Here is a 12572-nt window from a genome sequence, read left to right on the forward strand (position 1 = left end):
CACCGGGATCGTCCGCGCCGGGGGCGGCTGGTTGCCGCCGTCCCCGGGCGCGGGCGGCGGCCGACAGCACGGCGCGCCGCAGCGTGTCGACCCGCTCCGGCAGCGGGTCGGCCGCCGCGCCGAGTTCACCGTCGAGGGGGACCCGCTGATGAGGGTCGGCATCCTGTCGTACCACTTCCCGCCCGAACCGGCCTTCATCCCGGGCAGCCTCGCCGAGGAACTGGCCGCCCGGGGGCACGAGGTGCGGGTGCTGACCGGCTTCCCGGACTATCCCGGCGGGCACGTCTATCCGGGCTGGCGGCAGCGCTGGCGGCACCTGACCCGCAGCGAGCGGCTGACCGTACGACGGGTGCCCCGCTACGCCGGCGGGGACGGCTCCACCGGCGCCCGGATGGCCAGTCACCTCTCTTTCGCCGGCAGCGTGGCGATGGTCGGGCGCCGCTACCTGGCCGACGTGGACGTGCTCTACGTCTTCCAGCTGCCCGCGACGACGTTCGCCACCGCCGCGCTGCTGCGGATGCTCGGCCGGGTGCCGACCGTGCTGCACGTGCAGGACCTCTGGCCGGAGGAGGAGGTGACCGGCGACGGCGCGCAGCGGCAACGCGGGCCGGGACGGCTCGCCACCACGATGCGCCGGGTGCTGCGCGAGGCGGACGCCCTGGCGGTCACCGCGCCGTCCATGCGGGACCTGGTGCTCGCCGACGGCGTCGAACCTGACCGGGTGCGGGTGGTGCTCAACTGGACCGACGAGCGGATCTTCCAGCCGGTCCGACCCAGCCGCGCCGCGCAGGGATTCGTCCGACGCGACGGCCGGTGCGTGGTGATGCACGCCGGCACGATCGGGGTACGGCAGGGGCTGGAGACGGCGGTGCGCGCGGCGGCGGCGCTGGACGGCCGGACAGACCTGGTGCTGGTGGGTTCGGGCGCGGAGGAGCGGCGGGTGCGGGGGCTCGCCGCCGAGCTGCGGGCGGAGAACGTCCGCTTCGTGGAGCGCCGGTCGCCGGTGGACATGCCCGAGCTGTACGCGGCCGCCGACTACCAGCTGGTCATGCTCCGCGACCTGCCCGAGCTGCGCGGCACGGTGCCCGGCAAGTTGCAGGCCGCGTTGGCCTGCGCCGCGCCGGTGATCGCCTCGGCCGGCGGGGACACCGCGGAGCTGGTGGAGCGGGCCCGGGCCGGGTTGTCCTGCCCGCCCGAGGACTGGGCCACGCTGGCCGACCGGTTCTGGCTCGCCTCGACCATCCCGGCCGCCGCGCGCTCGGAAATGGGGCGGCGGGGGCGCGAGGTGTACCTGCGGGAGATGTCGCTGCGGGCGGGTGTGGACCGGGTCGAGGACCTGCTCAACCAGGTGGCGCTGGCCCGCCGCAGCCGCTGAGCGGTCGGACGATCCTCGCAGAACGCTTTCTAGGGCGGTAAAGCGGCGAAAGCCGCAGGCAGGCATCGTTATTCATGCTAGAAACGGATGAATCGTCATTAGTGTCCGTTTCAGAGTGGAGACCGGTGTGACCGAGAGCGGTGTGTCTCGTCGCGGCCGCAGGCGCCTGCGGCGACGGACCAGGGCACGCATCCGGCGGGCGCTGCTCGTCGGACTCGTGGTCGGGTCCCTGCTCCTTGCCGGCTCCGGATGGGTCGCCTTCCGGGGCTGGCAGGCGCGGGCCCACCTGCTCAACGCCGCCGGTCTCGCCCGGGAGTTGAGCGCCCAGATCGTCGGCGGGGACGCCGCGCGGGCCCAGCGCACCCTGGCCGCGCTCCAGGAGCAGGCCGGGGCGGCCCGGGACGCCACCGGCGACCCGGGCTGGTGGCTGGGGCAGCGCTCGCCGTACGCGGGTGACGACCTGGGAGCGATACGCCAGATCGCGGTCGCCATCGACGACCTCGCCCGGCGCGCGTTCCCCACGCTGGTGCGTACCGACCTCGCCACCCTGGTGCCGAAGGAGGGGCGGCTGGACGTGGCGCGGCTGCGGGCCGTCTCGACCGAGTTGGCCGACGTGAACGCCGCGGTGCGCCAGACCCGTACCCGCCTCGACGCGGTGCCGACCACCGACCTGGTCGGACAGGTACGCACGGCGCTGACCGACCTGCGGGCGGAGATCGACCGGCTGGCCGGTCTGACCGGAGCGGCCGACCAGGGGGCGAAGGTGCTCCCGGCGCTGCTCGGGGCCGACGGGCCCCGCACCTACCTGCTGGTCTCGCAGAACCCGGCGGAGCTGCGCGCCACCGGCGGGATGCTCGGGGCGTACGCGGTGATCCGCGCCGACAACGGCCGGGTGGAGATCGTGACCCAGGGCAGTGCGGTGGACCTGCGGCGGTTCGATCCGCCGGTCACCACGCTCCCGGCCGAGATGCGCCGGCTCTACACCGACCTGCCCGCGATCTATCCGGCGGACGTCAACCTGACCCCGCACTTCCCGACCGCGGCGAAGCTCTACCGGGAAATGGTCCGGCTCCGTACCGGCACCACCGTGGACGGTGTGTTGGCGGTCGATCCGGTGGCGCTGTCGTACCTGCTGGCCGCGACCGGCCCGGTCGCGGTGCCGGGCGGGCCGAAGCTCGCCGCCGACACCGTCGTCCGCACGCTGCTCTCGGACACCTACCGGACCTTGGGCCTGAAGGAGCAGGACGCCTACTACGCGGCCGCCGCCGCGGCCGTCTTCAACGCGTTCCTCGCCGCGAAAGTCAACCCAAAGGGTGTTTTGTCCGCTTTCGACCGTTCTATAGCGGAACGAAGGATATTGTTCTGGAGTGCCCGGTCAGGAGAGCAGCGCATCCTCGGCGAAAGCAAGGTGAGCGGCATCCTGCCCGAGCACGAGACGGTGCCCAGCGTCGGGGTGTTCCTCAACGACGGCAGCGGCGCGAAGCTCGGCTACTACCTGAAGCCGACGGCGCAACTGACCGTCGGTGAGTGCCAGGGCGAGGGACGCCGTCAGCTGCGCCTGCGGTTCAGCCTGCGTTCCTCGGCGCCGACGTCCGGCCTGAACAAGTCGGTGCTCGGCGGCGGGAAGGCCGGCGACCCGTACACCATCCGCACGTTGGTGTACGTCTTCAGCCCCGCCGGCGGCGCAGTGATCGGCGCGCGGCTCGACGGGGCGGACAGCGCCCTCGGCAGCGGCACCGAGCGGCGCCGGCAGGTGGGCGTCGCCAACGTCGAGGTCGCGCCCGGGGCCACCCGGACGCTCGACGTCGACCTGCTGACCGGCAGGAACACCGCCGGTACGCCTGAGCTCTGGCTCACCCCCACAGCCACCCCATGGACCACCCAAGTTGTATCCGCACCAAGCTGCAACCAGTAGGAGGAGACCACCATGCGGCTATCCCGCATCATCATGGCGCTCACGGCCGGCGCGGCCGTCGTGTTGGCGCCGACGGCGGCGGGGGCGGCGGCGCCGCAGCCGGCCCCAGACTACCCGCCTCAGCCGCCGGCCCTGACGGCGAACCGGACCACGGTCAAGGTCGGCCAGCCCATTGTGCTCACCTGCACCGGCTTCGGACCCAACGAGACGGTCGATTTCGACGTCAGCGTGGCGCCCCTCGCCGCCGCGGTGCCCGGTCAGGCGCCGGCCCGGCGCAGCGACGGCAGCACCGTCGCGATGGCCGCGGTGGCGTTCCCGCAGCCGGCTCCGTGGCACTTCACCGCGGAGACCAACGCGGCGGGCCGGTGCACGGTGACCTACCGGCCGACCGAACCCGGTCGCTACACCTTCACCGCGACCGGCCGGGAGTCCGGCCGGACGGCCAGCGCGACCGTCACCGTGCTGCCGAAGAAGAAGCACGACGGGAAGCACGACGGGAAGGACGACGGGAAGCACGACGGGAAGGACGACGGGAAGCACGACGGGAAGCACGACGGGAAGGACGACGGGAAGCACGACGGGAAGCAGCTCCCCGTCACCGGTGACAGCATGGGCACCCCGCTGAAGGTCGGCGGCGGTCTCGTCGGCGCGGGGGCGGTCCTGATGCTGGGCAGCCTGGTGTGGCGCCGGCGCAACCGCTTCGGCATGGGGTCGCCACGCTGATCCCGCACGCCGGGCAGGGCCCGGAACAGTGAGGACGGGCGCCCGTCGGAGGAATCCGGCGGGCGCCCGCACGTGTTCCGGCGCGCACGGGCGCAGGCCGGTGCGCCCGGTCAGGGCCGGGCGTCCGGCGCCCCGTCGTCGCCCGGCAGTGGCACCGTGAGCACCCGGGCCACCGGGCGGAAGCCGGCCTCGTCGTACATCCGGCGGGCCGGATTGCCGTCGGCCACCGACAGCCCCACCCGGGGCAGCCCGGCCGCACGCGCCCCGCGCAACGCGTGGCCGAGCAGCGCCCGCCCCAGCCCCCGCCGCTGCGCCGCCGGCGCCACCCCCAGGTTGAGGATCCAGGCGCAGACGTCCTCGGTCCACGGCACCGGTCCGGCGGCGAGGACGTGACCGGCGCTGCGCCCGTCCGGACCGACCACCCGGGCCGAGGCCGGCAGCAGCGGTGGGACGGGATCGGCCCGCTCGAACATCCCGCGCACCTCGGCGGTGTCGCTCGGTTGCCACCGCCCGTCCGGGTGGTCCGGCCCGTACGCCGCCGCCAGACCCTCGGCCAGGTCGTCGTCCCACCCCGCGGGTGCCCAGGACCAACCGGCGGGCAGCGGCAGCGGCTCCGGTACGTCGGTCAGCTCGTGCCGCATGTCCGTGGCGGCCCGGCGCAGCTTCAGACCCCCGGCGACCAGCACGCCGGCCAGGGCGTCGTCCGGCGTCTCCAGCCGCGCGCCGGCGAGGTCCCGGCGCGCCTGGGCGGCGAGCACCCGCACGTCCGCCCCCGGCAGCGGTGTCACCTCCCCGGCCACGCTTTCACCGTCCTCGTCGCGCAGCCGCAGCCGGGCCAGCGGCGTGCCGTCGTCGGTGCTCAGCAGGTGTCCGGTGGATGCTTCGGGTGCGGGGTGCAGCGGCATCCCCGCACCGTAGTGGCGGGACGGGCGCCTGCTCCACCGGGTTCCCCGTGACTCTGGCCGACCATGCCCGATGTGATTCCTCCGCCGCACCCCGCCGGTGCCGGCTGAGCTGCGCCGGCACGATAGCGTCGCGGCGATGCGTACCCCTTCCGGACCGGCCACCCTGACCACGGCCGAGCGCGCGATCGATGCCCGCTTCCGCGCGATATTGGACCGGCTGCCCCGGCGCGGACCGGCCGGCTGGCTGACCGAGTTCGCGGTCTTCGGGCTCAAGCAGGCCTGGGCGTGCGTGTTCGGTGGGGCGATGCTGGCGGTCATCTTCGCGGCGCATTTGTGGTACCCGCAGGACGCGCCGTTCGCCCGCAACGACGTCCTGACCCTCGCCGCGGTCGTCATCCAGATCGCGATGGTGGCTGGACGCCTGGAAACCCTGCGCGAACTGCGGGTGGTGGTGCTGTTCCACCTCGTGGGCACGGCGATGGAGCTGTTCAAGACGCACGTCGGCTCGTGGTCCTACGCGCCCGACGGCGTCCTGCGGCTCGGCTCGGTGCCGCTGTTCAGCGGCTTCATGTATGCCGCGGTCGGCTCCTACATGGTCCGGGTCAACCGGCTGTTCGACCTGCGTTTCGTGCGCTACCCGAGGCGCTGGGTGACGGCTGTCGTGGCCGCCGCGATCTATGCCAACTTCTTCACCAACCACTACGTCCGGGACGTGCGATGGCTGCTCATCGCCGTCGTCGCGCTGGTGTTCGGGCGCTGTGTCATGCAGTTCCGCATCTTCCGGTTCCGGTGGCGCATGCCGCTCCTGCTGGCCTTCCTCCTCGTCGCCGTCTTCATCTGGCTCGCGGAGAACATCGCCACCTGGTCGCATGCCTGGCTGTATCCCAGCCAGTTGGGCGGTTGGCACCCGGTCTCGGCGACGAAGCTCGCGTCGTGGTTCCTCCTCATGATCATCTCGGTGGTGCTGGTCACCTGGATCTCGCCGCCGCAGCCGCCCGACGACCGAGCGCCGGCCGCAGCGGTGGGCGCCGACGTGGGCGAGCTTCCCCCGGTATCCCCGACGACGGGCGGTTCGCAGAACCTAGCCACGGGCCTGGGCGGTCACGGGCGGCACGAGCGGTAAACCACTGCCGCCTGTCCCTCACCGGGCGCGTTCGGGACGGGTGGGCGTCGCCTGCGACCGCGGTCGTCGCGGGCCCTGATGTCCGGTCAGGTGCGGCCTGTCCGGATCCGCTCGCGGGCGATGTCCGGTATCAGGGGTGACCGTGCGCGGTGTCCCGTGACCGGCGGCACCCCGGCGACGGAATGGTGGCGGGGCCGGCGTCGTTACATCCTCCGTACGACCGCAGCAGCAACCCCCGCTGGCCGGGCCCGATGATGTGGCCGACGCGGGATGCGGGGGCCCGGAATGATGGCGGGCCGCCGGTCGTTACACATGGTCCCGGCGCCACGAGCCCCCCGCTCGCGATGACCTGCCGGGCAGAGACTTTCCCCCTTGTGATCTTTTGAGCGCCCTGTCGTGGTGCTTGTGCCCGTGCTCGACCCCCCGTCGAGTCGTGGCGCCAACCCCCGAAGGAGCTACTCCATGAACACGATGATGCGTAAGAGCGTTCTCGGTATCGCTGGTCTGGCTGTCGCCGGTGGTCTCGCCGCCGGTCCGCTGAACCACGGCACCACCGACACGGTCGACACCCGGGCCGCCGCCGTGGCGGTGCGGGCGGACAAGCCGGCCGTGGACAAGAGCAAGCTGATCCCGCACGGCGTGCAGGGCGAGCAGTCCCGCATCGACCTGGGCGACGAGCAGACCGACAACGTCAAGGCGATCATCGCCGCGACGAAGAAGTCGGGCATGGACGAGCGGGCCGCCGTGGTCGCGATCGCCACGTCGCTGCAGGAGTCGAAGCTGGAGAACCTGGGTCACCTGGGTGAGCGCAACGACCACGACTCGCAGGGCCTGTTCCAGCAGCGTCCGTCGTCGGGTTGGGGCACGGTTGAGCAGATCACCGACCCGGAGTACAGCACGATGGCGTTCCTGAAGGGTCTGAAGCAGGTCGACGGTTGGCAGGACATGCCGCTGACCAAGGCCGCGCAGACCGTGCAGGTCTCGGCCTACCCGTTCCACTACGCGCAGTGGGAGCGGCAGGCTGCTGACCTGGTCGCCGAGCACTGGAACAGCTGAACCACGTGAACGACACGCTGGCCGGCACCCCCGAGCGGGGTGCCGGCCAGCGGCGTGTCCGGGTCCGGTCAGGGGCACGCGGAGTAGAGCCGACGGGTGCCCACGCCGGTGGCGTACGCGGCCGGGTCGCTGAACCGGCAGCCGAAGTCCGCCGCTGCGACCGCCTTCGGGTCGGTGACCGCGTCACCGCCGGGGCGGGCGCCGGTGCGTACCCAGGACACCAGGTCGTCCCAGGCGGCGCCGGCCTCGGCCGGGGTGAACTCGCAGTGCTGGCTGGCCCGGATGGCCCGCTGCACGACCAGCCGGCTGCGGCCGTGCCACGCCGCGTCGCGGGCGTACGCCTGCTCCATCGAGAACGGCACGAACAGGTCGCCCAGGTCGTGCAGGCTGAGTACCGGGGCGGTGGGCCGCCCGGCGATCCGCGGCACCTCGGTCAGCGTGGGGGAGAGCCGCTGCCGGACGTTCTCCGGCGCGACCCGCTGGACCGCGGCGTCGACGTTCACCGGCGTGTTCGGGGTGTAGCGGGTGAGCAGGTTGGTGGCGAGCTGCCCCGGTCGCTGGGCGGGGGAGTCGCCGCCGTTGGTGGTGCTGATCCCGAAGAGGAAGTCCTTCCAGACCGCGAAGGCCCGGTCCGCGCCCGGACGCGGGCCGCCGGAACGGTTGATGACGATCTCCCGGAACTGCTTGCCGCGCTCGTTGGTGGTGTCCGGCCCGGTCGGGGTGAGCCCGGCGAGGCCGAGCGCCACCTGGATCCGCGGCACCGCGTTGGTCAGGTAGTCCGGCGGCGTGGGGTAGGCGGGCACCCCGGCGAGGGCCTGCGCGACCAGGTTGTAGTCGAGGAAGAAGTCGAGCAACTGGTGGTCGCCCAGGACGCCGCACATCGGCAGCGCCCCGTCGTAGTAGCCGGGGTACTGCTCCAGCGAGCGGCCGATGATGTAGCCGCCCATCGACACCCCGGTCAGGTACGTCCGGTGTGGCCGCCGCACGGTGCCGGCGAAGAGGTCGGCCAGCTCCCGGGTGCTGACCACCCCGGAGCGGATGTCGAAGCCGTTGGTGGAGTACGACGACGCCGCCCAGGCGTACCCCTGGTCCAGCAGGCGTTGCCGCAGGCCGTAGTTGGGGGTCTCCGGGGAGAGCACGGTGGTCTGGCCCCGGTAGCCGTGCGCCCACATGACCAGCTCGCCGTTCCACGTCGGCGGGATCTCGATGATGTAGCCGGCGTGCCGGTGCACGCCCTGCCGGACGGTCGACGGGGTGCCCCGCACGTCGAGCGGCGCGAGCGGCGGGTTGCTGATGGTGTAGCCGGGCAGTGGCTGGGAGTCGTCGCCGTCACGGTCGGCGGCGGCGGCGGGCGCCGCGCCGGCGAGCCCGACGGTCAGGGCGAGGGTGGCGCCGGCGGCGAGCAGGCGGCGGACGAGTCGGGTGGATGAGGACAGCATCGATGCTCCCCCGGGGACGGTGCCGCCCCAGTGTGCGGGCGGCCAGGCGGGACGGTGCCTACCGGCCGGTAGCGTCCTGAAGCTAGGCCCCGCCGTCGAACGCTGTCAATGCCCTCCTGACCGAACGGTCAGCCGATACCGACTGACCGCCCGGTCAGGGGGATCGGCTCAGACCAGGCCGTGCGCGAGCATCGCCTCGGCGACCCGGCGGAAGCCGTTCATGTTGGCGCCGGCCACGTAGTCGCCCGGCAGGCCGTACTCCTCGGCGGTGGCCCAGCAGCGGGCGTGGATGTCCCGCATGGTCTCCCGCAACCGCTGCTCCGACTGGGCGAACGTCCACGAGTCCCGGCTGGCGTTCTGCTGCATCTCCAGCGCGCTCACCGCCACGCCGCCGGCGTTGGCCGCCTTGCCCGGGGCGAACCGCACCCCGGCCCGGCCGAGGATGCGCACCGCCTCCGGGGTGGTCGGCATGTTCGCCCCCTCGACCACCGCCACGCAGCCGCCGGCGACCAGCGCCGCGGCCTCCGCGCCGCCGATCTCGTTCTGCGTCGCGCAGGGCAGGGCCAGGTCGCAGGGCACCTCCCAGACGGTACGGCCGGAGACCGCCACCGCGTGCGGCAGGTGCCGCACGTAGTCGTCCAGCCGGACCCGGCGCTGCTCCTTCAGCTCCCGCAGCAACTCCAGGTCGATGCCCTTCTCGTCCAGCACGTAACCGTCCGAGTCGGAGCAGGCCACCACCGTCCCGCCGAGCTGGTGCACCTTCTCGATCGCGTACGTCGCCACGTTGCCCGATCCGGAGACGACCACCCGCTTGCCGTCCAGGCTGTCCCCGGTCTGCGCGAGCATCTCCTCGGCGAAGAACACCGCGCCGTACCCGGTCGCCTCGGTGCGTACCTGCGCACCCCCGTACGACAGGCCCTTGCCGGTGAGCACCCCCGACTCGTACCGGTTGGTGATCCGCTTGTACTGCCCGAACAGGTAGCCGATCTCCCGGCTGCCCACCCCGATGTCCCCGGCGGGCACGTCGGTCTGCTCACCGATGTGCCGGTACAGCTCCGTCATGAAGCTCTGACAGAAGCGCATCACCTCGCGGTCCGAGCGGCCCTTCGGGTCGAAGTCCGCCCCACCCTTGCCGCCGCCGATCGGCAGGCCGGTCAGCGCGTTCTTGAAGATCTGCTCGAAGCCGAGGAACTTGACGATTCCCAGGTAGACCGACGGGTGGAAGCGCAGGCCACCCTTGAACGGGCCGAGCGCGCTGTTGAACTCCACCCGGAATCCCCGGTTGACCCGGACCCGGCCGTGGTCGTCCTCCCACGGCACCCGGAAGATGACCTGCCGCTCCGGCTCGCAGATCCGCTCGATGATCCGCGCCCGCGCGTACTCGGGGTGACGGGCCAGGGCAGGGCCGATGCTCTCCAGCACCTCCCGTACCGCCTGGTGGAACTCCGGTTCGCCCGGGTTCCGGCTGACCACACTGGCGAACACCGACTCGACGGCCTCCGGCATCACACCGCACGTCCCTTCCGGTCCAGCTGGCGGCCTCGTCGCCACCACCGGGCCGGCGTCATCCCGCCGACCGTCCCCGGATACGGATCGTCACCCCTGTCCGGTTCACTGATCCGATGGACGAGTCGATCTGGAACGCCGTACGGGCCTCGCGGGGCTGGCTGGACGCCGCCAACGGCACCGGGCAGGCGGAGTTGACCTGCCGCATCCTCAAGCTCACCGAGGAGGCCGGCGAGGCGGCCGGCGCCTGGATCGGCGTGCTCGGGCAGAACCCGCGCAAGGGGGTCACCCACACCCGCGAGGACGTCGCCGCCGAACTCGCCGACGTGGTCTTCACCGCGCTGGTCGCCATCGAGAGCCTCGGGCTCGACGCCCGGTCGGTGGTCGCCGAGTGCGCGGCCAAGGTCCGCGCCCGCACCTCCTGACCCGCCCGCCCCGCACGGCCCGCGCCGCCCGGCCGCTCGCCGTGTCGAGATGTCCGGTTTCGGCCGGGATCAGCGTGGGCGGATAAGGCGCTCCGGATCGGCTTTGGCGTGCCGGATATCCGGTTACCGGGTCCGCTGGGCGTGCCCGGATGTCCGGGTCTGGGCCAGCCAGTGGCGGGTCGTCCCGTGACCGGCGGCACTCTGGCGGTGGAATGGTGGCCGGGCCGGGGTCGTTACATCACCTGGACGATCGCAGCAGCACCCCGCTGGCCTGGCCCGAACGCGTGGCCGGCCCGGGGATGGGCCCCGGAATGATGGTGGGCCGGCGGTCGTTACACATGGACCCGGCGCCGTGAGCCCCCCGCTCGCGAAGCCTGCCGGGCGAAGACTTTCCCCTGATCTTTGAGCGCCGTCGTGGTGCTTGCGCGTGTCCGACCCCCCTTGGACACGTCGCCAACCCCCGAATGGAGCCACTCTGATGAACACCACCATTCTGCGCAAGAGCGTTCTGGGTATCGCTGGTCTGGCTTTCGCCGGTGGCGTCTTCGCCGGCCCCGTCACCGAAGCCCACCCCGCGGTGGACGCCAAGGCCGTTGCCGTGGTGCAGGCCGACAAGCCCGGTGTGGACAAGAGCAAGCTGATCCCGCACGGCGTGCAGGGCAAGCAGTCGCACATCACGCTGGACAGCGAGCAGACGAAGAATGTGAAGGCGATCATCGCCGCGACGAAGAAGTCGGGCATGGACGAGCGGGCCGCCGTGGTCTCGATCGCGACCGCGCTGCAGGAGTCGAAGCTGGAGAACCTGGGTCACCTGGGTGACCGTAACGACCACGACTCGCAGGGCCTGTTCCAGCAGCGTCCGTCCAGCGGTTGGGGCACGGTTGAGCAGATCACCGACCCGGAGTACAGCACGATGGCGTTCCTGAAGGGTCTGAAGCAGGTCGACGGTTGGCAGGACATGCCGCTGACCGAGGCCGCGCAGACCGTGCAGGTCTCGGCCTACCCGGACCACTACGCCCAGTGGGAGCAGCAGGCCGCCGACCTGGTCGCCAAGCACTGGAACAACTGAGCCACCTGAACGACAGCTCGCACGCGAACGCTGGCCGGCACCCCGAACCCGAGGTGCCGGCCAGCGGCGTCTCCCGCGCAGGCCGCCCGAAGCGGTTCGTGGACATTTGTTGTCGCTCTGGCGACAACAAATGTCCACGATCGCCCAGGCGCGGCGCGGTGGGCAACGGTGCGACGGTCATGGGTGTGTGGGGGGTGAGAGGGCCGCGCGGCACCGACAAGCCGCAAGCGGCGGGCCACACCACCGACGAGCCAGAAGCCATAGCAGTGGTGGGCGTCACGAAGCCAGGTGGAAGACCCGGAGCGGGTAGCCTGTTGAGTCAGGTGTCGGTGTGTCCAGTGTCCCCGGGCCTCACCTAAATTGCCTTCGCGGAATACCGTTCGGCTGGAGCCGCGTCGTGCCACTCGCCGAGAGGCGACCTGCACACCGACACCCCAGCGCCGCCCCCGACCCACCAGGGCCGGGGGCGGCGCTGTTTCGGGCGGCAGAATCACCCGGGTGGACTGGTCCGAGACGACCGGGGTGGTCGTACTGCCCAGCGGCGCGACCGTGCGCGGTCGCCGCGTCGGCGATCCCGCCTCGCCCGCCGACTTCGCCCTGCTCCTGGCCCCGGGCCCGGCACCGGCCTGGCCGCACCGCCGGATCCGGTGGCCCGACTTCTGGTTGCCGCTCGACCGCGCCGACGCCCTCGACGCGCTTGCCGAGGCCCTGCGCCGGGCGCACGACGGCGCGCGGGTCGAGGTGGCGTGCCGGGGCGGTGTCGGCCGGACCGGGACGGCGCTGGCCGCCCTGGCGATCCTGGACGGCCTCCCGCCGGACCGGGCGGTGGGCTGGGTGCGCGAGCGGTACCACCCGCGGGCGGTGGAGACCCCCTGGCAGCGGCGCTGGCTGCGCCGGCTGGGATGACGTCAGCGCGTGACCCGGCGGGCGGTGCACCGGCTGTGGTACTGGTTACCTCGGCGGTTCCCGCAGCTCAGGGCGGGTACAACCGGGCCACGATGATCAGCCGCGCCACCGGTCGGCGCGGCACCAGGGC

Annotated in this window: 11 protein-coding genes; 8 read left to right on the plus strand and 3 right to left on the minus strand. The window is 72.5% G+C overall.

The features are described 5' to 3' along the window. Positions 1-148 precede the first annotated feature (148 nt). The 3 genes from M2302_RS04725 to M2302_RS04735 all read left to right on the plus strand — a co-directional run bounded on the left by M2302_RS04725 (position 149) and on the right by M2302_RS04735 (position 4013). Positions 149-1375, plus strand: coding sequence for a glycosyltransferase family 4 protein (locus M2302_RS04725; protein WP_280836824.1), 1227 nt, complete (start codon positions 149-151; stop codon positions 1373-1375). Positions 1376-1592: 217 nt separating this feature from the next. Then, positions 1593-3290, plus strand: a complete 1698-nt coding sequence (locus M2302_RS04730; protein ID WP_280836751.1) for a DUF4012 domain-containing protein — start codon at positions 1593-1595, stop codon at positions 3288-3290. Between the two features lie 12 nt (positions 3291-3302). Next, on the plus strand, positions 3303-4013 hold the full coding sequence (locus tag M2302_RS04735) for a hypothetical protein (RefSeq protein WP_280836752.1): 711 nt from the start codon (positions 3303-3305) through the stop codon (positions 4011-4013). A 110-nt stretch (positions 4014-4123) separates the two neighbouring features. Here the strand turns inward: M2302_RS04735 and M2302_RS04740 are convergent, their stop codons facing one another. Further along, the gene (locus M2302_RS04740; RefSeq protein ID WP_280836753.1) at positions 4124-4918 is read right to left on the minus strand and encodes a GNAT family N-acetyltransferase; all 795 of its coding nucleotides are present in this window, start codon (positions 4916-4918) and stop codon (positions 4124-4126) included. Between the two features lie 136 nt (positions 4919-5054). Here M2302_RS04740 and M2302_RS04745 point away from each other — a divergent pair, with 136 nt between their 5' ends. Next, positions 5055-6041 (plus strand): DUF817 domain-containing protein, encoded by a 987-nt coding sequence (locus M2302_RS04745; RefSeq protein WP_348529403.1) that lies wholly within the window; start codon positions 5055-5057, stop codon positions 6039-6041. A gap of 462 nt (positions 6042-6503) precedes the next feature. Next, entirely contained in the window at positions 6504-7097 is a 594-nt protein-coding gene (locus M2302_RS04750; protein WP_280836754.1) for a hypothetical protein, read from the plus strand. A 68-nt stretch (positions 7098-7165) separates the two neighbouring features. Here the strand turns inward: M2302_RS04750 and M2302_RS04755 are convergent, their stop codons facing one another. Then, positions 7166-8536 carry a hypothetical protein gene (locus M2302_RS04755; RefSeq protein ID WP_280836755.1) on the minus strand — a complete coding sequence of 457 codons (1371 nt, stop codon included), beginning with the start codon at positions 8534-8536 and terminating at the stop codon, positions 7166-7168. 168 nt (positions 8537-8704) lie between these two features. Beyond that, the gene (gene gdhA / locus M2302_RS04760) at positions 8705-10042 is read right to left on the minus strand and encodes an NADP-specific glutamate dehydrogenase (RefSeq protein WP_280836756.1); all 1338 of its coding nucleotides are present in this window, start codon (positions 10040-10042) and stop codon (positions 8705-8707) included. Positions 10043-10158: 116 nt separating this feature from the next. On the opposite strand from gdhA, the gene M2302_RS04765 reads away from it, so the two are divergent. The 3 genes from M2302_RS04765 to M2302_RS04775 all read left to right on the plus strand — a co-directional run bounded on the left by M2302_RS04765 (position 10159) and on the right by M2302_RS04775 (position 12442). Next, positions 10159-10467 carry a MazG-like family protein gene (locus M2302_RS04765; protein ID WP_088961804.1) on the plus strand — a complete coding sequence of 103 codons (309 nt, stop codon included), beginning with the start codon at positions 10159-10161 and terminating at the stop codon, positions 10465-10467. 478 nt (positions 10468-10945) lie between these two features. After that, positions 10946-11536 (plus strand): hypothetical protein, encoded by a 591-nt coding sequence (locus M2302_RS04770; RefSeq protein WP_280836758.1) that lies wholly within the window; start codon positions 10946-10948, stop codon positions 11534-11536. A gap of 498 nt (positions 11537-12034) precedes the next feature. Further along, positions 12035-12442 carry a protein-tyrosine phosphatase family protein gene (locus tag M2302_RS04775; protein WP_179805169.1) on the plus strand — a complete coding sequence of 136 codons (408 nt, stop codon included), beginning with the start codon at positions 12035-12037 and terminating at the stop codon, positions 12440-12442. Positions 12443-12572: the final 130 nt, after the last annotated feature.

The sequence above is a fragment of the Micromonospora sp. A200 genome (assembly GCF_029893845.1).
Taxonomy (GTDB): Bacteria; Actinomycetota; Actinomycetes; order Mycobacteriales; family Micromonosporaceae; genus Micromonospora; species Micromonospora purpureochromogenes.

Bases quoted from the DNA above. Each gene is read 5' to 3' on its own strand.
- M2302_RS04725 (WP_280836824.1), top strand. From the start codon at position 149: ATGAGGGTCGGCATCCTGTCGTACCACTTCCCGCCCGAACCGGCCTTC.
- M2302_RS04735 (WP_280836752.1), top strand. From the start codon at position 3,303: ATGCGGCTATCCCGCATCATCATGGCGCTCACGGCCGGCGCGGCCGTC.
- M2302_RS04740 (WP_280836753.1), bottom strand. From the start codon at position 4,918: ATGCCGCTGCACCCCGCACCCGAAGCATCCACCGGACACCTGCTGAGC.
- M2302_RS04745 (WP_348529403.1), top strand. From the start codon at position 5,055: ATGCGTACCCCTTCCGGACCGGCCACCCTGACCACGGCCGAGCGCGCG.
- M2302_RS04750 (WP_280836754.1), top strand. From the start codon at position 6,504: ATGAACACGATGATGCGTAAGAGCGTTCTCGGTATCGCTGGTCTGGCT.
- M2302_RS04755 (WP_280836755.1), bottom strand. From the start codon at position 8,536: ATGCTGTCCTCATCCACCCGACTCGTCCGCCGCCTGCTCGCCGCCGGC.
- gdhA (WP_280836756.1), bottom strand. From the start codon at position 10,042: ATGCCGGAGGCCGTCGAGTCGGTGTTCGCCAGTGTGGTCAGCCGGAAC.
- M2302_RS04765 (WP_088961804.1), top strand. From the start codon at position 10,159: ATGGACGAGTCGATCTGGAACGCCGTACGGGCCTCGCGGGGCTGGCTG.
- M2302_RS04770 (WP_280836758.1), top strand. From the start codon at position 10,946: ATGAACACCACCATTCTGCGCAAGAGCGTTCTGGGTATCGCTGGTCTG.